The sequence below is a fragment of the Bradyrhizobium oropedii genome (assembly GCF_020889685.1).
GTDB classification, from domain to species: Bacteria; Pseudomonadota; Alphaproteobacteria; order Rhizobiales; family Xanthobacteraceae; genus Bradyrhizobium; species Bradyrhizobium oropedii.
Window position 1 is genome coordinate 1 of sequence record NZ_JACMYO010000205.1, and the last position, 14,661, is coordinate 14,661.

The window sequence follows — 14,661 nt, forward strand, 5'->3', positions numbered from 1 at the left end:
GGCGCCGTTTCGAGTACTCGGTGAAGTTCCCCCCGAGACATCTGCGCGGGATCTAACGCGACGTGCTCCTGGACAAAAACCGATGGGGCGGGTTGATCATCCCGCAGTAACCGCATCTCCTCGGGCCGACTGCCAGCTTCTTGCCACGCGCTGTGCTGCGCAGCGGCGTCCTCGACGCGCCTCGGCTCCATCAGCACCGCGCCTTCGGGATTGATGAGGACCACGTCCTGGGGGTGAGGATTGCGCTTGGCGCGGCGGTGTGCGATCGGCACGCCTGTCGACCGGAAGGTCCGAAGATGGTCTATTGCCTTAAGGAGGCTCTGGGGATTACCCTTTCCGATGAACTCGGACACGTCACCCTTCAACGACTTACTGTCGAGCCGAGCAACAATGCTCGGTTTGTTTTTTGCGAAGAGCCAACGGCTAAAGCTACGAAGAGAACCTGCATGGTTGGTGGAGGTTTTTGCCATCCCGGCCTTGATGAAGGCGGGCCTCCTGGAGCCTCGAGATATCGCGAGCATCCTCAAAATAAAGAGGCCGCATGTCCGCCCCCGTCACAACAATCCCCCTTGACTGAGCTGGCTGCAGCGCCGAGCACGCGCTGTGCTGCGCAGCGGCGATGTCGAGGCGCCTAGTCCCCGCCTTGACGAGGGCCTCCTCAAGCCCCAGCACCACGGGAGCATCCTCGGAATAAACAGGCCGCATGTCGTGCCCTCTCGCTATCCCCGTCGACTGAGCCGGCTGCGGCGCCGAGCCCGCGCTATGCCGCGCAGCGGCGATGTCGACGCATCCCGGCTCCATCAGTACTGCGTCTTCGGGATCGACGGGGGCGACGTTCGGGGGGGGGGGAGGATCGAACTTTGCGTTGCGGCGTATGATCGGCATGCCCGTCGACCGGAAGGTTCGCAAATGGTCCAGGGCGCAAAGGAGTTTTTCGGGATTACGCTTTCCGGTGAACTCGAACACCTCACCGTCACCGCTCAGCGACTTACTGTCGAGCCGATCAACAATGCCCGGCTTGTTTTTTTGCGAAGAGCCGACAGCTAAAGCCACGAAGAGAAGTCGCATACTTCTTGGCGGAGCCTTCCGTCATCCCGACCTCGACGACGGCCTCCTCAAGCCGCGAGATAACGGGAGCATCCTCGGAATAAAGAGGCCGCATGTCGTGCCCTATCACAACCCCCGTCGACTGAGCCGGCTGCAGCGCCGTGGCGGCCGGCACTGCTCGACCACCTCCACCTGAACTGGCGGTCTCGCTCAGCTGCCGCTCAATGGCAACGCCTTGCGGATTGTGTAGAGTCCTCGGTCTCTTCCCTTGTCTTACCTCAGCTGTGTCATGCTCATCGTTGACGAGGACCTCCTCGCTTGGCAGGAGGTGGCTCCTGGCAAGTGCCCCCATCAACTCGTCCGGGGACTGCTGGCTGTCGCTAGCCACATTGTGAGGGGGGCTACGGCGCGGCCTCAGGTCGGGCATCGCCGTATCGGCCAGGCGCGCCGCTTCCATTTGCTGCTCAAAGGCTTCTTGCCCCGCCGGGTCCGCTTGCTGACCTTCCACGGGCGCGTGCTGCACCTCTGACGATACTGCTACACTGGAAGGGTCAAGATTGTGCTGAGCAATCTACTCGGGCACCCTTTCGAGAAGCTGACGAGGCCCTGGCCTGTGAAGCAACGGATCTCCCAAATCACAACAGCGAGGATGCCCCGCCGCCCTTGATGGGTCACGGGGGCTTTTTTTTGCGTTCGCGCCGTCAGGCGCTTTTGCAGGTTCGCCGCGGAGTCCCTGTCGAACCCGTGGTGGACTTTCCCAGCATAGTTCAGTTCATTGCCTTTGCGCCGACCAAGCTAGGTGCCGGTCCCATTTTCCTTAGTCTAGGGTAGCGCCGGTGATGGTCAGCGTCTCCCGCCGGGCACAGGGCTTCTTCAGCCGAATGCTGCCACGGCCCGAGACATAGGGGCTGTCGGCGACCTTCGAGACGACGCCCTTATCATCCGATCTTGCAAGCGTGCTCGAACATTGCGCGTCGACCTCGCCACTTTCGCTGAACTGAATGTCAGTGTCTGCGATGAGTTTCTTTGACTCGGCTTGCGTAGCCGTCGCGTCGGAGTGCGGGCGGATGCTTTGGTCAGGTTGTGGTCAGCTAGGTTGTATATCCTCGCCGCAGAGCTTGCGCGGCACGAGCTCAATCGCGTGCAATTCTGCCGATAGGAGAGTCTGATGTATGGCAGAATCGTTGGCTCATCCAGCCAGTCCACAAGCGCTAGCCAAGCTGATGAACCGGGAGAAGCGGGAGATAGCCCCCGCTTTGCGGAAACGGTTGCAGGCATGGAGCCGGGTGGGTCGTCGTCCGGGACAACGGGGCCGTACTCTCTGGCTTCCGAACCGCCCATTATAGAGATCGACCGTTCGTCCTTCATGGAAGGAGTGAGGAGATTCCTGGGCAGTGACATCAGGCACATTGCCGGTAACCCACAAGAGTACTCGGATTTCGTGTCCGAGAAAGCTGAGCGCGCAGCAACGGTTGCTGGAGGTTATGCCAACACCTTCGATGATCCAGACAAGCCGGCACGATTTTACAGCTATCAGTTAGGCGACGAAACTGTTGGGCTTTTAAGAGCAGGAGGCCCGGCTCGGATTAAAGGAGACCATTTTCAGCAACAGTTCGGGCGCAACCATATCACGTCCGTGGTAGATCTTCGGGTTACTCATCCGCTGGTCGAGAACGCGGGCGATATCCTGCTGGAACATCAACTGCGAATGGACGGCGATCATCCGTTGGTCTTGTCACGTCCTGCCGGTGAAGCCATGGAACCTCGTCTGGCGGAAATGGGCTTTGTTCACGTGGGCCGTAATCACTGGGTGCTTGATCCTAACCAGCATCCCGAAGTGTGGACGAAGAACGAGAACGACGAGTGGCAGCGGGTAGACAGGCCTACGAAGTATCTTTCAAAAGTCGAGGATAGCGATAGCGATACTCAAGAGAGCTTCGAGACGGAGTCCTCCGACGATGATCCTTCATTTTACCTGGCGCGCGCTTTTAGGGGGTTGCGCGTGGAGTAGTAGCTGCGATAGCAGCACGCGGCGGGAAATGACGGGCATTTCGCCGTTGCGCGCGTGAGCGCAAAAGTCTTGGCCAAAGGGGGGCGCACGCTCGCAGCGTGAGCCCCCTTTCCGTCTGCCTGGTCACCTAGATGGGCTGAGAACGCTGCAAAGCGTCGACGCCGGGCGGCTTCGTGATCGTTCGCCTATCGCTTGGGATTGTGGACCTCGTTCTCGTTGGAGTCCTATAGCGGCGTTTCAGCGCCGAAAGCCGGCCAAGCTGGCAACGAGGCTCTTGTTCGGGGTTGATCGAAGCGGCTCTGGCGCGTGCCGACTGGCGCCAGATGGATTTACGCAATCAAGTTCGACGGCTATCGCGGGCAGGTTCACAACGAACGAAGCCATCAAGATCTTCATCCGCCGGGCCTCGGGCGCACCGGTTCCGCAATCGCCAGCGAAGCCTGGCACGTTTCCGCCGGAAGCCCGATCTTCGGCGACGAGGGGAGTGCCGGCGGCTGATGGTACGACGGATTGTTCGAGCTCAAGGGGCGGTCGAGGAAGATCGTCCTGGTCGCGTTCGACCTGCTCTATCTCAACGGCTACGCGTTCGGAAGCTGCGCTCCACGCACAAATCCGCGCGCGAATCACAAACACTCGCCGGTCACCATCTGCAATCGTAGGCTGACGGCGTAATATCGCCGGCGCTTGATCCATCAAGGTCGTGACGCCTGACGGCACAGATTTACACCACCGCCCTCCCATCGGACCTTGGCCCGCCATTGAGATACCCGGTTTGACCATGCAGCCGTGTGTCGAGGAGCGGCGGCTTGCGTGCTGCATTTCCGCCCGGTGCTTTTGCCGTGTGCCATCCGGGTTACCAATGGAGAAGTGCGCAGGAGGCACAGCTACCGCCGTCACATCCGCTTCAACGCGATCGGCCGTGATAGGGCAGACAATTGTCCATAGCCCGGCCCACCGCGGCCGACGTACGCTCCTGCAACCGGGTACGCCACAGGATAAAGGGGCACCATTTGCTCCGCAGCAGCGGCCACTTCGGAAACCAGCAATTCGCAATCTGTGACGACCACGAAGGCAACTTGATCATCCGCCGGGCCCGCGCAAGGGCCAGGACGCCTTTCGCGAAAACTTGGACCTTGCGATAGGAGAACGATTCGCGAGCGGAGCGCCACTCAATCGGTGCGGCCTGCCTCAAGGACCAAGCAGCCTATGCGCCGATATCTCCGCTCGTTCCGTCTTGCTGCTCGGTGAACGATCGAGGCCTTTCAAGCCCGCCAGCCCCGTCTCCATTGCGGATTCGCCTGATCAACAATCGGTCTTCCTCGCATATATTCCGCCTGCTGCGAGAGAGCCAGCCTTCGCTCACGCGGCTTCCGCTGCGGCTGAAGCGTGGGTCTGGCAGTTAGCCGGGCAAACCCTGGCGCAAGCGGCGCAGCCGATGCAGGCGCCCTGATCGTTCAGCACCATGATTTTCTTCTCGATCTCATCATCCTCGTCATCGTCGAGGTCGACAAGCTCGCCCTCCTCGTTGATTCCTTTCAACGTCATGACGTCTCGGCCGCACACCTTGAAACAGCGGCCACAGCCGATGCACTTCTTGCCATCGATCGAGACCAGGTAGTCTGGCGTCCAGTCGCGGCCATCGCGCGTTGCAAATGACATGAGTCGGGCCCCTTTAAGTGTTTTCCAGCGCCTTCAAATCATGGCTCTTGCGCTCGAGTTCGGCATAGGCATCGTGCGCCTTCTGCGCCACCGCCATGATCGAGGTCCAGTTGACGGGCACTTCTTCCGAAAGGTCGTGCAGATCCATCTTGGCTTGTATCGCCCTGGCAGACAGTTTCTTTAGTTCTGCTTTAAGTGTTTCACGATCGCTCATGAGTGCCCTCAATAGTTCGCCACGTCCGGAATTTTCCGAATCAGGTCGATTCCGTCGCTGACATATTTGTCACCTTCCTGCGAGAGCTTTGCGAAACTATCGAAGCCGAAGCGATGCACATCGCGCAGCTGCTTGTTCACGGCGATCAGCCGGCCTCCGATCAGCACCACGCGGCCGAAGCCTTCATGATGCAGCTTCACAATCGGTTGGATCATCACGCCGGTCACCCTCTCGATCGAGAGCGCGACCGCGTCGAAGAACAGCTCAAGCCGCCACACCGTATCGGGATCGGGATCGCCGACAATCGGCGATGCGCGCCGTTTCTCCTTGTCCAAGATATAGGGTTCGAGCAAGTCGAGATCGCTCTTCGCCTCCCAGACTCCGTTGGTGTCCTGAGCGCGCCAAATCTTGACCAGCTCCATGAGGATCGGCGCATCGACGGTGCTGCCCTTCTGCTCTATTTTTGCGCTCATATCACCTCATTCGTCTAACTCGAACGTACGCCGTTGGTCCTTTGCCAATGCCTTGCGTAGCCAGGGAGGCGGCGTGCCCTTCAGGGCGTGTTCGAGTTTTTCGAGCAGCACCAGAATGCTTTCTGGCTTGTTCACCTTGATAGGATGGATCTTGTTGGTCACCACCCGCGCGGCCCCGGCGCCGCCGATGGCGGCGACGTAAAGGATTGCGCAATCCTTGATCGCCTCGATCTTCGGCGCCAACTTGTCGTCGTTGCCGTCTTCCTTAAGATCGCCCTCAAACTCAACCGCTTTGAGAAACACGTGCCCGCCTGGCGCGACATCTTAGATAGCGATATTCTTTGCCCAACCGAAATGAGCATCGACGCGTCTCAAGTCTTGAGTGGCGAATGCGACCTTCATGCAATCGACCTCTCAGCTGCGCCGGCGGAGCTGCGATACCCCGAGCATCGTGGCAGTCCGGACGCAGTCCGCCAGCTATCGGGCGTAGGCTGATGGCTCTCCTCGCGGTGCGCGATCACGAGATTTGCGATATCGAAGATCAGATTGCGGGTACCACGATAGCCCACGGATAGTTGGTGTCCTGCGCCAAGTCGATCGAACATCGGAAAACCCGTACGATAGAACGGGATTTTCAACCGAGCCGCCGCTTGCCTGCCATGCGAATGCGTGATCAGCAGGTCGCAATGCCGTGTTTTGGCAAGGTCCTCCAGATCCTCGAGATCGCCAATGAGTACCTCCTTGGTCTTGGTCCGCTCGATCACCACCGACTGGGTGGTCGTCACGGCCGCGGTCACCTGCGCGCCCATGTCATGCAGCATGCCGGAGAGGTCGAACAGGAGGTCCGGCTCAGCGCCGATCGCAAGTTTGCGACCGCCAATATGGAAGTGCGCGTCCAGCATTGCATCGGCGAGCTGACCGCGCTGGCGCCGATATTTCAATGGTATGGGGCGGCCGCTGATCTCACTCAAAACGTCATGAACTCGTCGTTAGGACCGAGACCACACAGCCGCTCGAAGATGCGAAAAGCCACGCCGGTTTTGACCTGCATGACCTCTGCCGCTCGCCGCATCTGCGCGCCGATCGCAATCGTCCACCCGGCGCGGCCCATGCTCGTAATTTCATCGACGCCGATGCTGCCGATGGTCGTTGGCGTAAACTCATCAGGGATATGCCCATCGAGCGACCCCGCCAGGTCAGGGAGGAACGACGGGCGCAACCCGAAATCCTCCAGTATGACACGGAGTTCATCAAGATCGCCGGGCGTCAGGTGACACCCCGGCAGAACATTCACCTTCGACGGATCCCGCAGGCCATTGGCGTTGGGCCCTTCCACCAGCACCTCCGCAATGCGTGCCACAGCTTTCTCCCGGCCGTCCTGAAACGCGCCCTTGAAATCAGGTGTCGAGACATAGACCAGCGGCAACTTTGCGAGCTGCGGATGCTTGCTCCGGATTAGCTTGAGGTAGGCATCCACATCGTCGCCGTTGGTTTCGGTGACGCCGGTGGAGCAGATTCCGATGATCTTTGGCTTGGTACGGTTGTAGATGTTCAGTATCGCCTGCTCGAGGTTCTCATAGCCGCCGAGGACGGTCGCGACCTCACTCATCGCGGTGGTTTGCAGCGGTACTGCCTCCTTGAAATGCCGGACAAAGAGCGTGAGCCCGAAGGATGTGCATCCCTGGGAGCCGTGCAGCAGCGGCATCGCCCCACGCAGCCCCATGAAGGCGAATGCGCCGCCGATCGGCTGGCTCATCTTCAGCGGGTTGACAGCGCAGGCCTTTGTCGGCGCCGTGACGATGGCCATGACGCCTCCCTATTCTACCGCCTGTCGCGTGACGGATGGCTCGGACACCAATATACCTTCGATGCGTCTTTGGCAGCAGCCACCGACCGCCTTGGTATGCTCTGTGACCGCTGCGACGGTCGTCAGACCATGCGCGTAGATCGCATCCTCGATCGTGCCGAGATCGACGGTGTTACAGAAGCAGATCTTCCTCGCGCGGCGCGCGGCTTCGGCGAGCGCCGGGTCGCGGGCGATCGCGACCACCGGCGATTGCAGCCGCTCCATCGCCTTGGCCAAGGCCTCCCATGGTGCCGGTCGACGTAGCTGTCCCCACATCGGATTGGAGAGCGACTCGTCGATCTCCTCCACCAGCTTGACCATTCCGACTTAGCCCATAAAGGCGTGGCAACGCTCCTGGTTGATATCGAGCCAGGGCATCGCCGCTTTCGGCGCGACGAACTGCGACTTGCCGCCCGATAGCATGATGTCCGCTTTTGCGTCCTTCAACATCCTGTACATTTCGCGCGGCGTCTGTCCTCGATCATGTGGGCATCCTGCCCCAGGAGCTCCTTGATGCGCTCCTTGTCTTCCCTGGTTGATTTCTTCACGCTGGTTCCGACTAACTCGAGCCCGGCTTGCTGGAGCGCCGCAACGACCGACCATGACTTGACGCCGCCGGTAATCAACAAGGCCTTCTTGCCTTCGAATCGTGGCTTGTACGGCTCGATCGCAGCCCAGGCCCACGCTTTCTCGCGCGCGATCACCGCTTGGGTGCGCCCGAGAAGATCTTTCGGCGCGCCGCGCTCAACCAACAAGCGGGCAATCTGGCGCAGCGATTCGCTCGAATCTTGAATACCGTAGAACGACCCCTCGAAGAACGGGATCCCGTAGCGTTGGTCCATCTTGCGTGCGACGTTGATCATGGACTTTGAACACACCAACATCGCCGCCCGGGCGCGATGAGAGGAAGCGACTTGGCTATATTTACCATCGCCGGAGATGCAGGAGAGAATCCGCACTCCAAGCTCGTCTAACAGTGGCTTCACCTGCCAGAGCTCTCCCGAAAGGTTGTATTCCCCGATCAGGTTGATATCGTACGGCGTGGTGTAGTCGGGCTCTTGCGTTCCGATCACATAGTCGAGTAAGGCCTCGCCGGCGGGCTTGTTACCGAGGTTCTTGGAGCCGACGAAGCCCGGGGAATTAATCGGGATCACCGGCTTTCCGAACCTTTGAGATGCTGCCTTACAGACCGCGTTGACGTCGTCGCCGATCATCGCCGGAATGCAGGTTTGATCGACGAAGATGGCGGGCGGGTCACACTTGTCGATGATTTCCTTGATCGCTTCGCAGAGCCGCTTCTCGCCTCCGAACACGATATCGGTTTCGCTCAAATCGGTCGTGAATGCAGTGCGCCACAGATTCGAACCGGAAGACGCCGCGCCGCGATTGTCCCAGGAATTACCTTCGCAGGCGATCGGACCATGCACCAAGTGAGCGACGTCCGTGAACGGCTGCAGCGCAATCTTGGCGCCGTCGAAAGCACAGCCGCCGGCAGCGCTACCCGGCTGCAGCTGCTTGGTGCAGCCCTTCTTGCGCTCAGCCTCCGACTTTCTGCCATTCTTGGCGCAGCCCGGCTCGTTGAAGATATTCTGGACCGTGGCCGCTAGCGAACTCATCCGTTTCTCCTCTCCGCGGAAGCTAATTGCAAGGTCAACCATCGTGCGCTTGTGCCATCGTCGAGTGTTCTCGGCGATGGCACGCGCACTGTCCGTCATCAACGAATGATGTCGAAGCTGTAGTCAGTTTTGCCAAGAACGTTGGTCTTCTTGTCGATCTCGTCGAAGATCTTGTCGAGGATCTTCACCGGCACATTCAGGCCGCCCTGATAGCCCCATACAGGGGAGCGGTGATGGTGATGCCGATCAAAAACCGGAAAGCCTATGCGGATCAGTGGCGACTTCCCACCAGGATACGAACACGGCGGCGATGCCATTGCCGGTGATGTTGGTAAGGGCAGTCTCTTGGCGGCGAAAGGATTGCCCCATTTTGCCAAAAATGTTATAGTTCTCCCGCCGGAGAAAAGGCCACCCGCGCCAGGAGGGCTCGTCTTGTCCACGCTTCCGGCTGGCGGGCAGAACGCAGACGGGACATTCGATGTGCTCGTGCATGCGCTTATCAAGGCGAGGCAGCTATTCTCGTGATTCGGCGAGCCGGCCATGGCTAGGTGGTGAGGCACCTTGCGCTGAGCTGAGGAGGATGATGACGTCATGCACTCTGCAGCATCGTCATCGCAGAAGGTGAGCACCTATAGGTCTCGGCAAGCATCGATAGTACTCGCAGGCCTGTGTCGGCCAGCTCGGCCTTGCAGTCGGTTTTCCTTGTTACGGTCGCCTTCGGTGAGCGTGATCGCAGCGTACTGCGATCACGGAAACGCTCGAGAATCGGGCAGGGCAATTCCACGCATAGTGTGAGCTTGATCCTCAGGGCCAGATATACCGCTTCGAATTTCTTGCTCCGACGGAATGGAAAATTCCGTGGTGCGAGTATAACTTCTTCGGACCTTCACCGGTGACTTCATACCCCCCTTGCCCGCGATGACGTGGGACAGGGTCGATTTACCGGATCCGTTGGGCCCCATGATCGCGTGCACCTCACCCGCATCGACGTTAAGATCGAGGCCGCGAATAATTTCTCGGCCCTGGACACCAACATGCAAATCTCGGACTTCGAGTAGCGTCATTCTGATCTGATCCCTGAAATGCGTCATCGGGAATGGCGAGCCGAATTCGGGAGGCTCACGGGACGTTTGGTTATCCGACAGATCCCTCGAGCGAGATCGAAATCAGCTTCTGCGCCTCCACTGCGGACTCCATCGGCAGCTTTTGCAGAACGTCTTTCGCAAAGGCGTTGACGACGAGGCCAACGGCCTGTCCGCGGCTGACTTTTGGGTCCGTCTCCTTGCTCTCTCAGTCGCTGGCCCGGGTTGGCCATGACTCCACCTAGCGCGCGAATGTCGAGCTTCTAACAATCCTTATAATTCTTTGATGACGGGTAGGAACTGGGAGGACTGCGGTGGCACGTGCGACCCAAACCGGATGAGCCGCTGCTGCGCTCGATCTAAGGGAGAAACTGGACCGCTAATCCGAGGCAATCGTCCCAGGGTGGAAGCGCATGTTCAACTTGCCAGACGTGGCGCGGATGCTGGCAGTTGGGAAAGTAGGTTGTCGCGCGTATACGCTGCCACTGAATTAGCCGCGGCGGAGCGGCTCGAAGCTGTCTGCACCGAGTTGCTCGTCGGCAAGTTACGAGATTAGTTAGAGGGTATCGTTTCGCCGCTCAGCGGAGGACGAGCGGCTGACGACAGCATTGCCTGAGGTCGTGCAACCATGCGGCAGCTACGAACAACTTCGGATACAGCAAATTGAGAACTTGTCCGGTTCCGTCATCCACAAAACCGACGCGACCAAACGCAAGCCCAACGGCTCGACGCCGAGGCGTCGATGTACCGATGCTAACGCTGCGGCCTCACTCGACAGTCACCGATTTCGCGAGATTACGCGGCTGATCCACGTCCGCGCCCCTTACGAGGGCGGTATGGTAAGCCAACAGCTGCACTGGAATGGCATAGACTATCGGCGTAAAGCTTGCGGCCATCTCCGGCAGTACAATGGTCATGAGTGTGTCCACCGTCGCTTCCAAAGCCCCCTTCGCATCGGTGATCAGGATGATCTTGCCGCTCCGAGCCGCAACTTCTTGCATGTTCGAGACGGTCTTCTCGAAGACCTCGTCGTAAGGCGCAATCACCACCACAGGCACGGCCTCATCGATCAACGCGATCGGTCCGTGCTTGAGCTCGCCGGCGGCATAACCTTCTGAATGAATATAGGAAATTTCCTTCAGCTTGAGTGCGCCCTCCATCGCCAGCGGAGCCGATGTGCCACGACCGAGATAGAGCACGTCCCTCGATTCGGCGATATCACGCGAGAGCTTCTCGATCTGCGGCTCGGTCAACAGCGCCGCGGCAATCAACCGCGGCACTTCGATAAGCTCGCGCACGAGTTTCGATTCGTCGATTTCAGACAGCTTACCGCGCCCTTTGCCTGCCGCGACGGCAAGCGCCGCCAACACCATCAGCTGGCAGATGAATGCTTTCGTGGAAGCGACGCCGATTTCTGGTCCAGCTAGCGTCGGCAGAACGGATTCGCTCTCGCGCGCGATCGTCGACGTCGGGACGTTGACCACGGATATCGTGTGCAGGCCCTGGCTCTTGGCGTATCGCAACGCGGCTAGCGTGTCAGCGGTTTCGCCCGACTGCGAGATGACGATCGCGAGATCGCCTTGGCGCAAAGGCGCCTCCCTGTAGCGAAACTCAGACGCCACGTCGATCTCGACAGGCAAGCGCGCCAGCCGCTCGAACCAATATTTGGCAATGTGCCCGGCATAGCTTGCCGTGCCGCATGCCGTAATCGATATGCGCTGAATGGAATTAAAGTCAAACGGCAACGTGAGCGGCAGGGCGACGCGCTTGGCCGCCATATCGAGATAATGCGCCAATGTCTTGCCGGCCACCGTCGGCTGCTCGTGGATTTCCTTGGCCATGAAGTGGCGATAATTCGCTTTGTCCACCAGGAGTGACGATACGCCAGACCTCGATGTTTCCCGCTGGACGACGGCGCCGTCTGCGCTATAGATCACGCAGATCGCGCGCGTAAGCACGGCCCAGTCGCCGTCTTCAAGATAGGTAATGGTGTCGGTCAAGGGCGCGAGCGCGATCGCGTCCGATCCTAGATACACCTCGCCGTTACCATGTCCGATCGCAAGGGGCGATCCCTTGCGCGCGCCGATCAAAAGATCGTCGTGGGCCTTGAAAAGGAAAGCCAGCGCGAAGGCTCCGCGCAGCCGCGGCAGCGACGCTTGTACCGCGTCCTGCGGCGAGTAGCCGTTCATGAGATAAGATTCGACGAGATGCGCCACCACCTCGGTGTCCGTCTCTGAGTTAAAATGGGCTCCATCCCGCTCCAGTTCGGCTCGCAATTCGCGATAATTCTCAATGATCCCGTTATGAACAACCGCGACATTTTCCGTCGCATGCGGATGAGCATTGCTCTCGGTCGGCTTTCCATGAGTCGCCCAGCGGGTGTGACCGATACCGGCATGACCCGAAGGCGGATAATAGCGCAGGCGCTCCTCAAGGTTTCTCAGCTTACCCGCAGCACGCCGGCGCTCGATACGGAGACCTTCGAGCGTCGCCAGGCCTGCGGAGTCGTAGCCACGATATTCCAATCGCTTGAGCGAAGCGACCAACTGCCCAACGACCGGACCACGCCCCAAGATGCCGACAATTCCACACATATCGATCAACGCAGCCCAAGTTCAAGGAGCCTGACGTTGCCCCACAGGAATCCCGTCGTGAAATTAACTTGCCCGATGGTAACAGGTGTCAAGTTCGGGATTTCTCGCGGTTACCTGTATCGCCGCCGCATTCACAAGAGTGAGTTAGATCTCTTTCAGCCATCATCGCTTCGCCCGCCTACTTTCGCTTTTGGCTACCCGAGGTACAAACTGCGATGCGGCTGCGAATAGCGTGATCGCTTTGTGCGGTATCGAATTCCGATCCGTGCAGACTCGCTAGGTTGCAACGATACCTGTCGTCGTCGCAACAATCCGCTGCGGACATATCGCGCAAATAGTCTGCTCCATAGATTGAGGACATTCGAACCAGACGGTAGGCGTGAATTGTCCTATGTTACTGGAAACAATCTGTCGCGCGAATTTAAGAGGCTCCTCATACTCGAACCGAGGCAACGTTGTGCTTGTCGGGATGACGCTAAACGATTGGCATCGAAGCTCTATTGTACGAACGTAAGGTTTCGATATAGAAACGTTCGAGGATCTATACCAACGTTTGCTACTCTTTCTCACTGTGTCTTGCGTCGATCGTCCACTACGTGCCGCGAGTTGGATATTGGTAAAGGCGCTGATCATGGTTGATGAGTCGGCTGCCCAGACTGAGCATTCTGTTCGGAAGTTAAATGTACCGACGCTTTGCAGACTACGAATTGATGCACAGGCTTGACTGTATGCTGGCTTGTATGCCGTCATTCCGACAAATGCATTGACGACTGCGGCCTCAGCACGTCACTCTCCCGCTCATACGGAGACCACGCGAATGCATACATGCGCCTGAGGAACACAGACCTTCGGCTGCTATTTCATTGGAATTATCGCCTGGCGCAAGTGCGCCCGGCCGCGGGTAACCAGTGTTTTCCGTTCATCTCGCCTGCCTAGGATCATCGCGGTATCAGGCAGGTTGCGAGGGCTAGTTGACTTCATTTTTTGAAACTTAATGGAGGTGGCTCGCTCCAGTCCAATATAAATCAATGTATATAGTGTGCATTGCTGCGTGATCTGTATGACTGGAGCTGACGATCGCTCTCCTCTAATTGCGGGTAGAGCGCTTGCGCATCTGGATTTCTCGAGAAACGGCTTCGCAAATAGCGCTTCAAGGACAGGCTGTCTTTCCGGCGCAACTAAGAGAGACCATGGCGGCTCAGGACTCAAAGCGGCGCGTAGCGCTGATCACCGGCATCACCGGGCAGGATGGCGCGTATCTCGCCGAATATCTGCTCGGGCTCGGCTACACCGTGCACGGGGTCAAGCGTCGCTCGTCCTCGTTCAACACCGCGCGCGTCGACCATCTCTACCAGGATCCGCACGCCGGCGATGTACCGTTTCTGATGCACTACGGCGACATGACCGATTCGACCAATCTGATCCGCCTGACGCAGCAGATCCGGCCGACCGAGATCTACAATCTGGCCGCCCAGAGCCATGTCCAGGTCAGTTTCGAGAGCCCGGAATACACCGCCAATGCCGATGCCATCGGCGTACTGCGCCTTTTGGAGGCAATCCGCATCCTCGGCATGGAAAAGGAGACGCGGTTCTATCAGGCGTCGACCTCGGAGCTTTACGGGCTCGTGCAGGAGGTACCGCAGAAGGAGACCACGCCGTTCTATCCGCGCTCGCCCTATGGCGTCGCCAAGCTCTATGGCTACTGGATCACGGTGAACTACCGTGAGGCCTATGGCATGTTCGCCAGCAACGGTATCCTGTTCAACCATGAGAGCCCGATCCGCGGCGAGACCTTCGTGACGCGCAAGATCACGCGCGCCGTCGCCCGCATCGAGGTCGGCCTGGAGAACAAGCTCTACCTCGGCAATCTCGATGCCAAGCGCGACTGGGGCCATGCCCGCGACTATGTCGAGGGCATGCACCGAATCCTGCAGGCGGACGAGCCTGGCGATTTCGTGCTCGCGACCGGCGAGACGCGTTCGGTCCGCGAATTCGTCGAGCTGGCATTTGCGGAGGTCGGCCGCAGCATCGAATGGCGCGGCAAGGGCGTCGAGGAGATCGGTGTCGACAAGGCGTCCGGCAACACCCTGGTGCAGATCGACCCGACCTATTTCCGCCC

The 14,661-nt window shown here is 59.1% G+C and carries 8 protein-coding genes and 6 pseudogenes; 2 read left to right on the forward strand and 12 right to left on the reverse strand.

The window, feature by feature from the left end:
- The 3 genes and pseudogenes from H8A95_RS36260 to H8A95_RS44265 all read right to left on the reverse strand — a co-directional run.
- A pseudogene (locus tag H8A95_RS36260) lies at window positions 1-353 on the reverse strand (hypothetical protein); the annotation flags it as partial.
- 76 nt (window positions 354-429) lie between these two features.
- Window positions 430-1,068, reverse strand: coding sequence for a hypothetical protein (locus tag H8A95_RS36265; RefSeq protein ID WP_229187462.1), 639 nt, complete (start codon window positions 1,066-1,068; stop codon window positions 430-432).
- Window positions 1,069-1,584: 516 nt separating this feature from the next.
- On the reverse strand, window positions 1,585-1,818 hold the full coding sequence (locus H8A95_RS44265) for a hypothetical protein (RefSeq protein ID WP_338028035.1): 234 nt from the start codon (window positions 1,816-1,818) through the stop codon (window positions 1,585-1,587).
- Window positions 1,819-2,215: 397 nt separating this feature from the next.
- On the opposite strand from H8A95_RS44265, the gene H8A95_RS36270 reads away from it, so the two are divergent.
- Window positions 2,216-3,058, forward strand: coding sequence for a host specificity protein (locus H8A95_RS36270; protein ID WP_229170210.1), 843 nt, complete (start codon window positions 2,216-2,218; stop codon window positions 3,056-3,058).
- 1,359 nt (window positions 3,059-4,417) lie between these two features.
- Here the strand turns inward: H8A95_RS36270 and fdxB are convergent.
- The 9 genes and pseudogenes from fdxB to glmS form a co-directional block, all read right to left on the reverse strand.
- Window positions 4,418-4,717, reverse strand: coding sequence for a ferredoxin III, nif-specific (gene fdxB / locus H8A95_RS36275; protein ID WP_229170211.1), 300 nt, complete (start codon window positions 4,715-4,717; stop codon window positions 4,418-4,420).
- Window positions 4,718-4,730: 13 nt separating this feature from the next.
- Window positions 4,731-4,931 (reverse strand): CCE_0567 family metalloprotein, encoded by a 201-nt coding sequence (locus tag H8A95_RS36280; RefSeq protein ID WP_229170212.1) that lies wholly within the window; start codon window positions 4,929-4,931, stop codon window positions 4,731-4,733.
- Window positions 4,932-4,939: 8 nt separating this feature from the next.
- Window positions 4,940-5,404 carry a NifX-associated nitrogen fixation protein gene (locus H8A95_RS36285; protein ID WP_229170213.1) on the reverse strand — a complete coding sequence of 155 codons (465 nt, stop codon included), beginning with the start codon at window positions 5,402-5,404 and terminating at the stop codon, window positions 4,940-4,942.
- A 6-nt stretch (window positions 5,405-5,410) separates the two neighbouring features.
- Window positions 5,411-5,806: pseudogene (gene nifX, locus H8A95_RS36290) on the reverse strand (nitrogen fixation protein NifX).
- Window positions 5,803-7,211 (reverse strand): annotated as a pseudogene (nifN, locus tag H8A95_RS36295) (nitrogenase iron-molybdenum cofactor biosynthesis protein NifN). Before nifN ends, nifX begins: the two co-directional pseudogenes overlap by 4 nt.
- Before the next feature lie 9 nt (window positions 7,212-7,220).
- Window positions 7,221-8,866, reverse strand: a pseudogene (gene nifE, locus H8A95_RS36300) (nitrogenase iron-molybdenum cofactor biosynthesis protein NifE).
- 98 nt (window positions 8,867-8,964) lie between these two features.
- Window positions 8,965-9,147, reverse strand: a pseudogene (locus H8A95_RS36305) (nitrogenase component 1); the annotation flags it as partial.
- Window positions 9,148-9,754: 607 nt separating this feature from the next.
- Window positions 9,755-9,930 (reverse strand): annotated as a pseudogene (locus tag H8A95_RS36310) (ATP-binding cassette domain-containing protein); the annotation flags it as partial.
- 785 nt (window positions 9,931-10,715) lie between these two features.
- On the reverse strand, window positions 10,716-12,542 hold the full coding sequence (glmS, locus tag H8A95_RS36315) for a glutamine--fructose-6-phosphate transaminase (isomerizing) (RefSeq protein ID WP_229170215.1): 1,827 nt from the start codon (window positions 12,540-12,542) through the stop codon (window positions 10,716-10,718).
- 1,190 nt (window positions 12,543-13,732) lie between these two features.
- Between glmS and gmd the strand changes: the two genes are divergently transcribed.
- The coding region (gene gmd, locus H8A95_RS36320) for a GDP-mannose 4,6-dehydratase (protein WP_229187463.1) at window positions 13,733-14,661 on the forward strand (929 nt) is incomplete at its 3' end.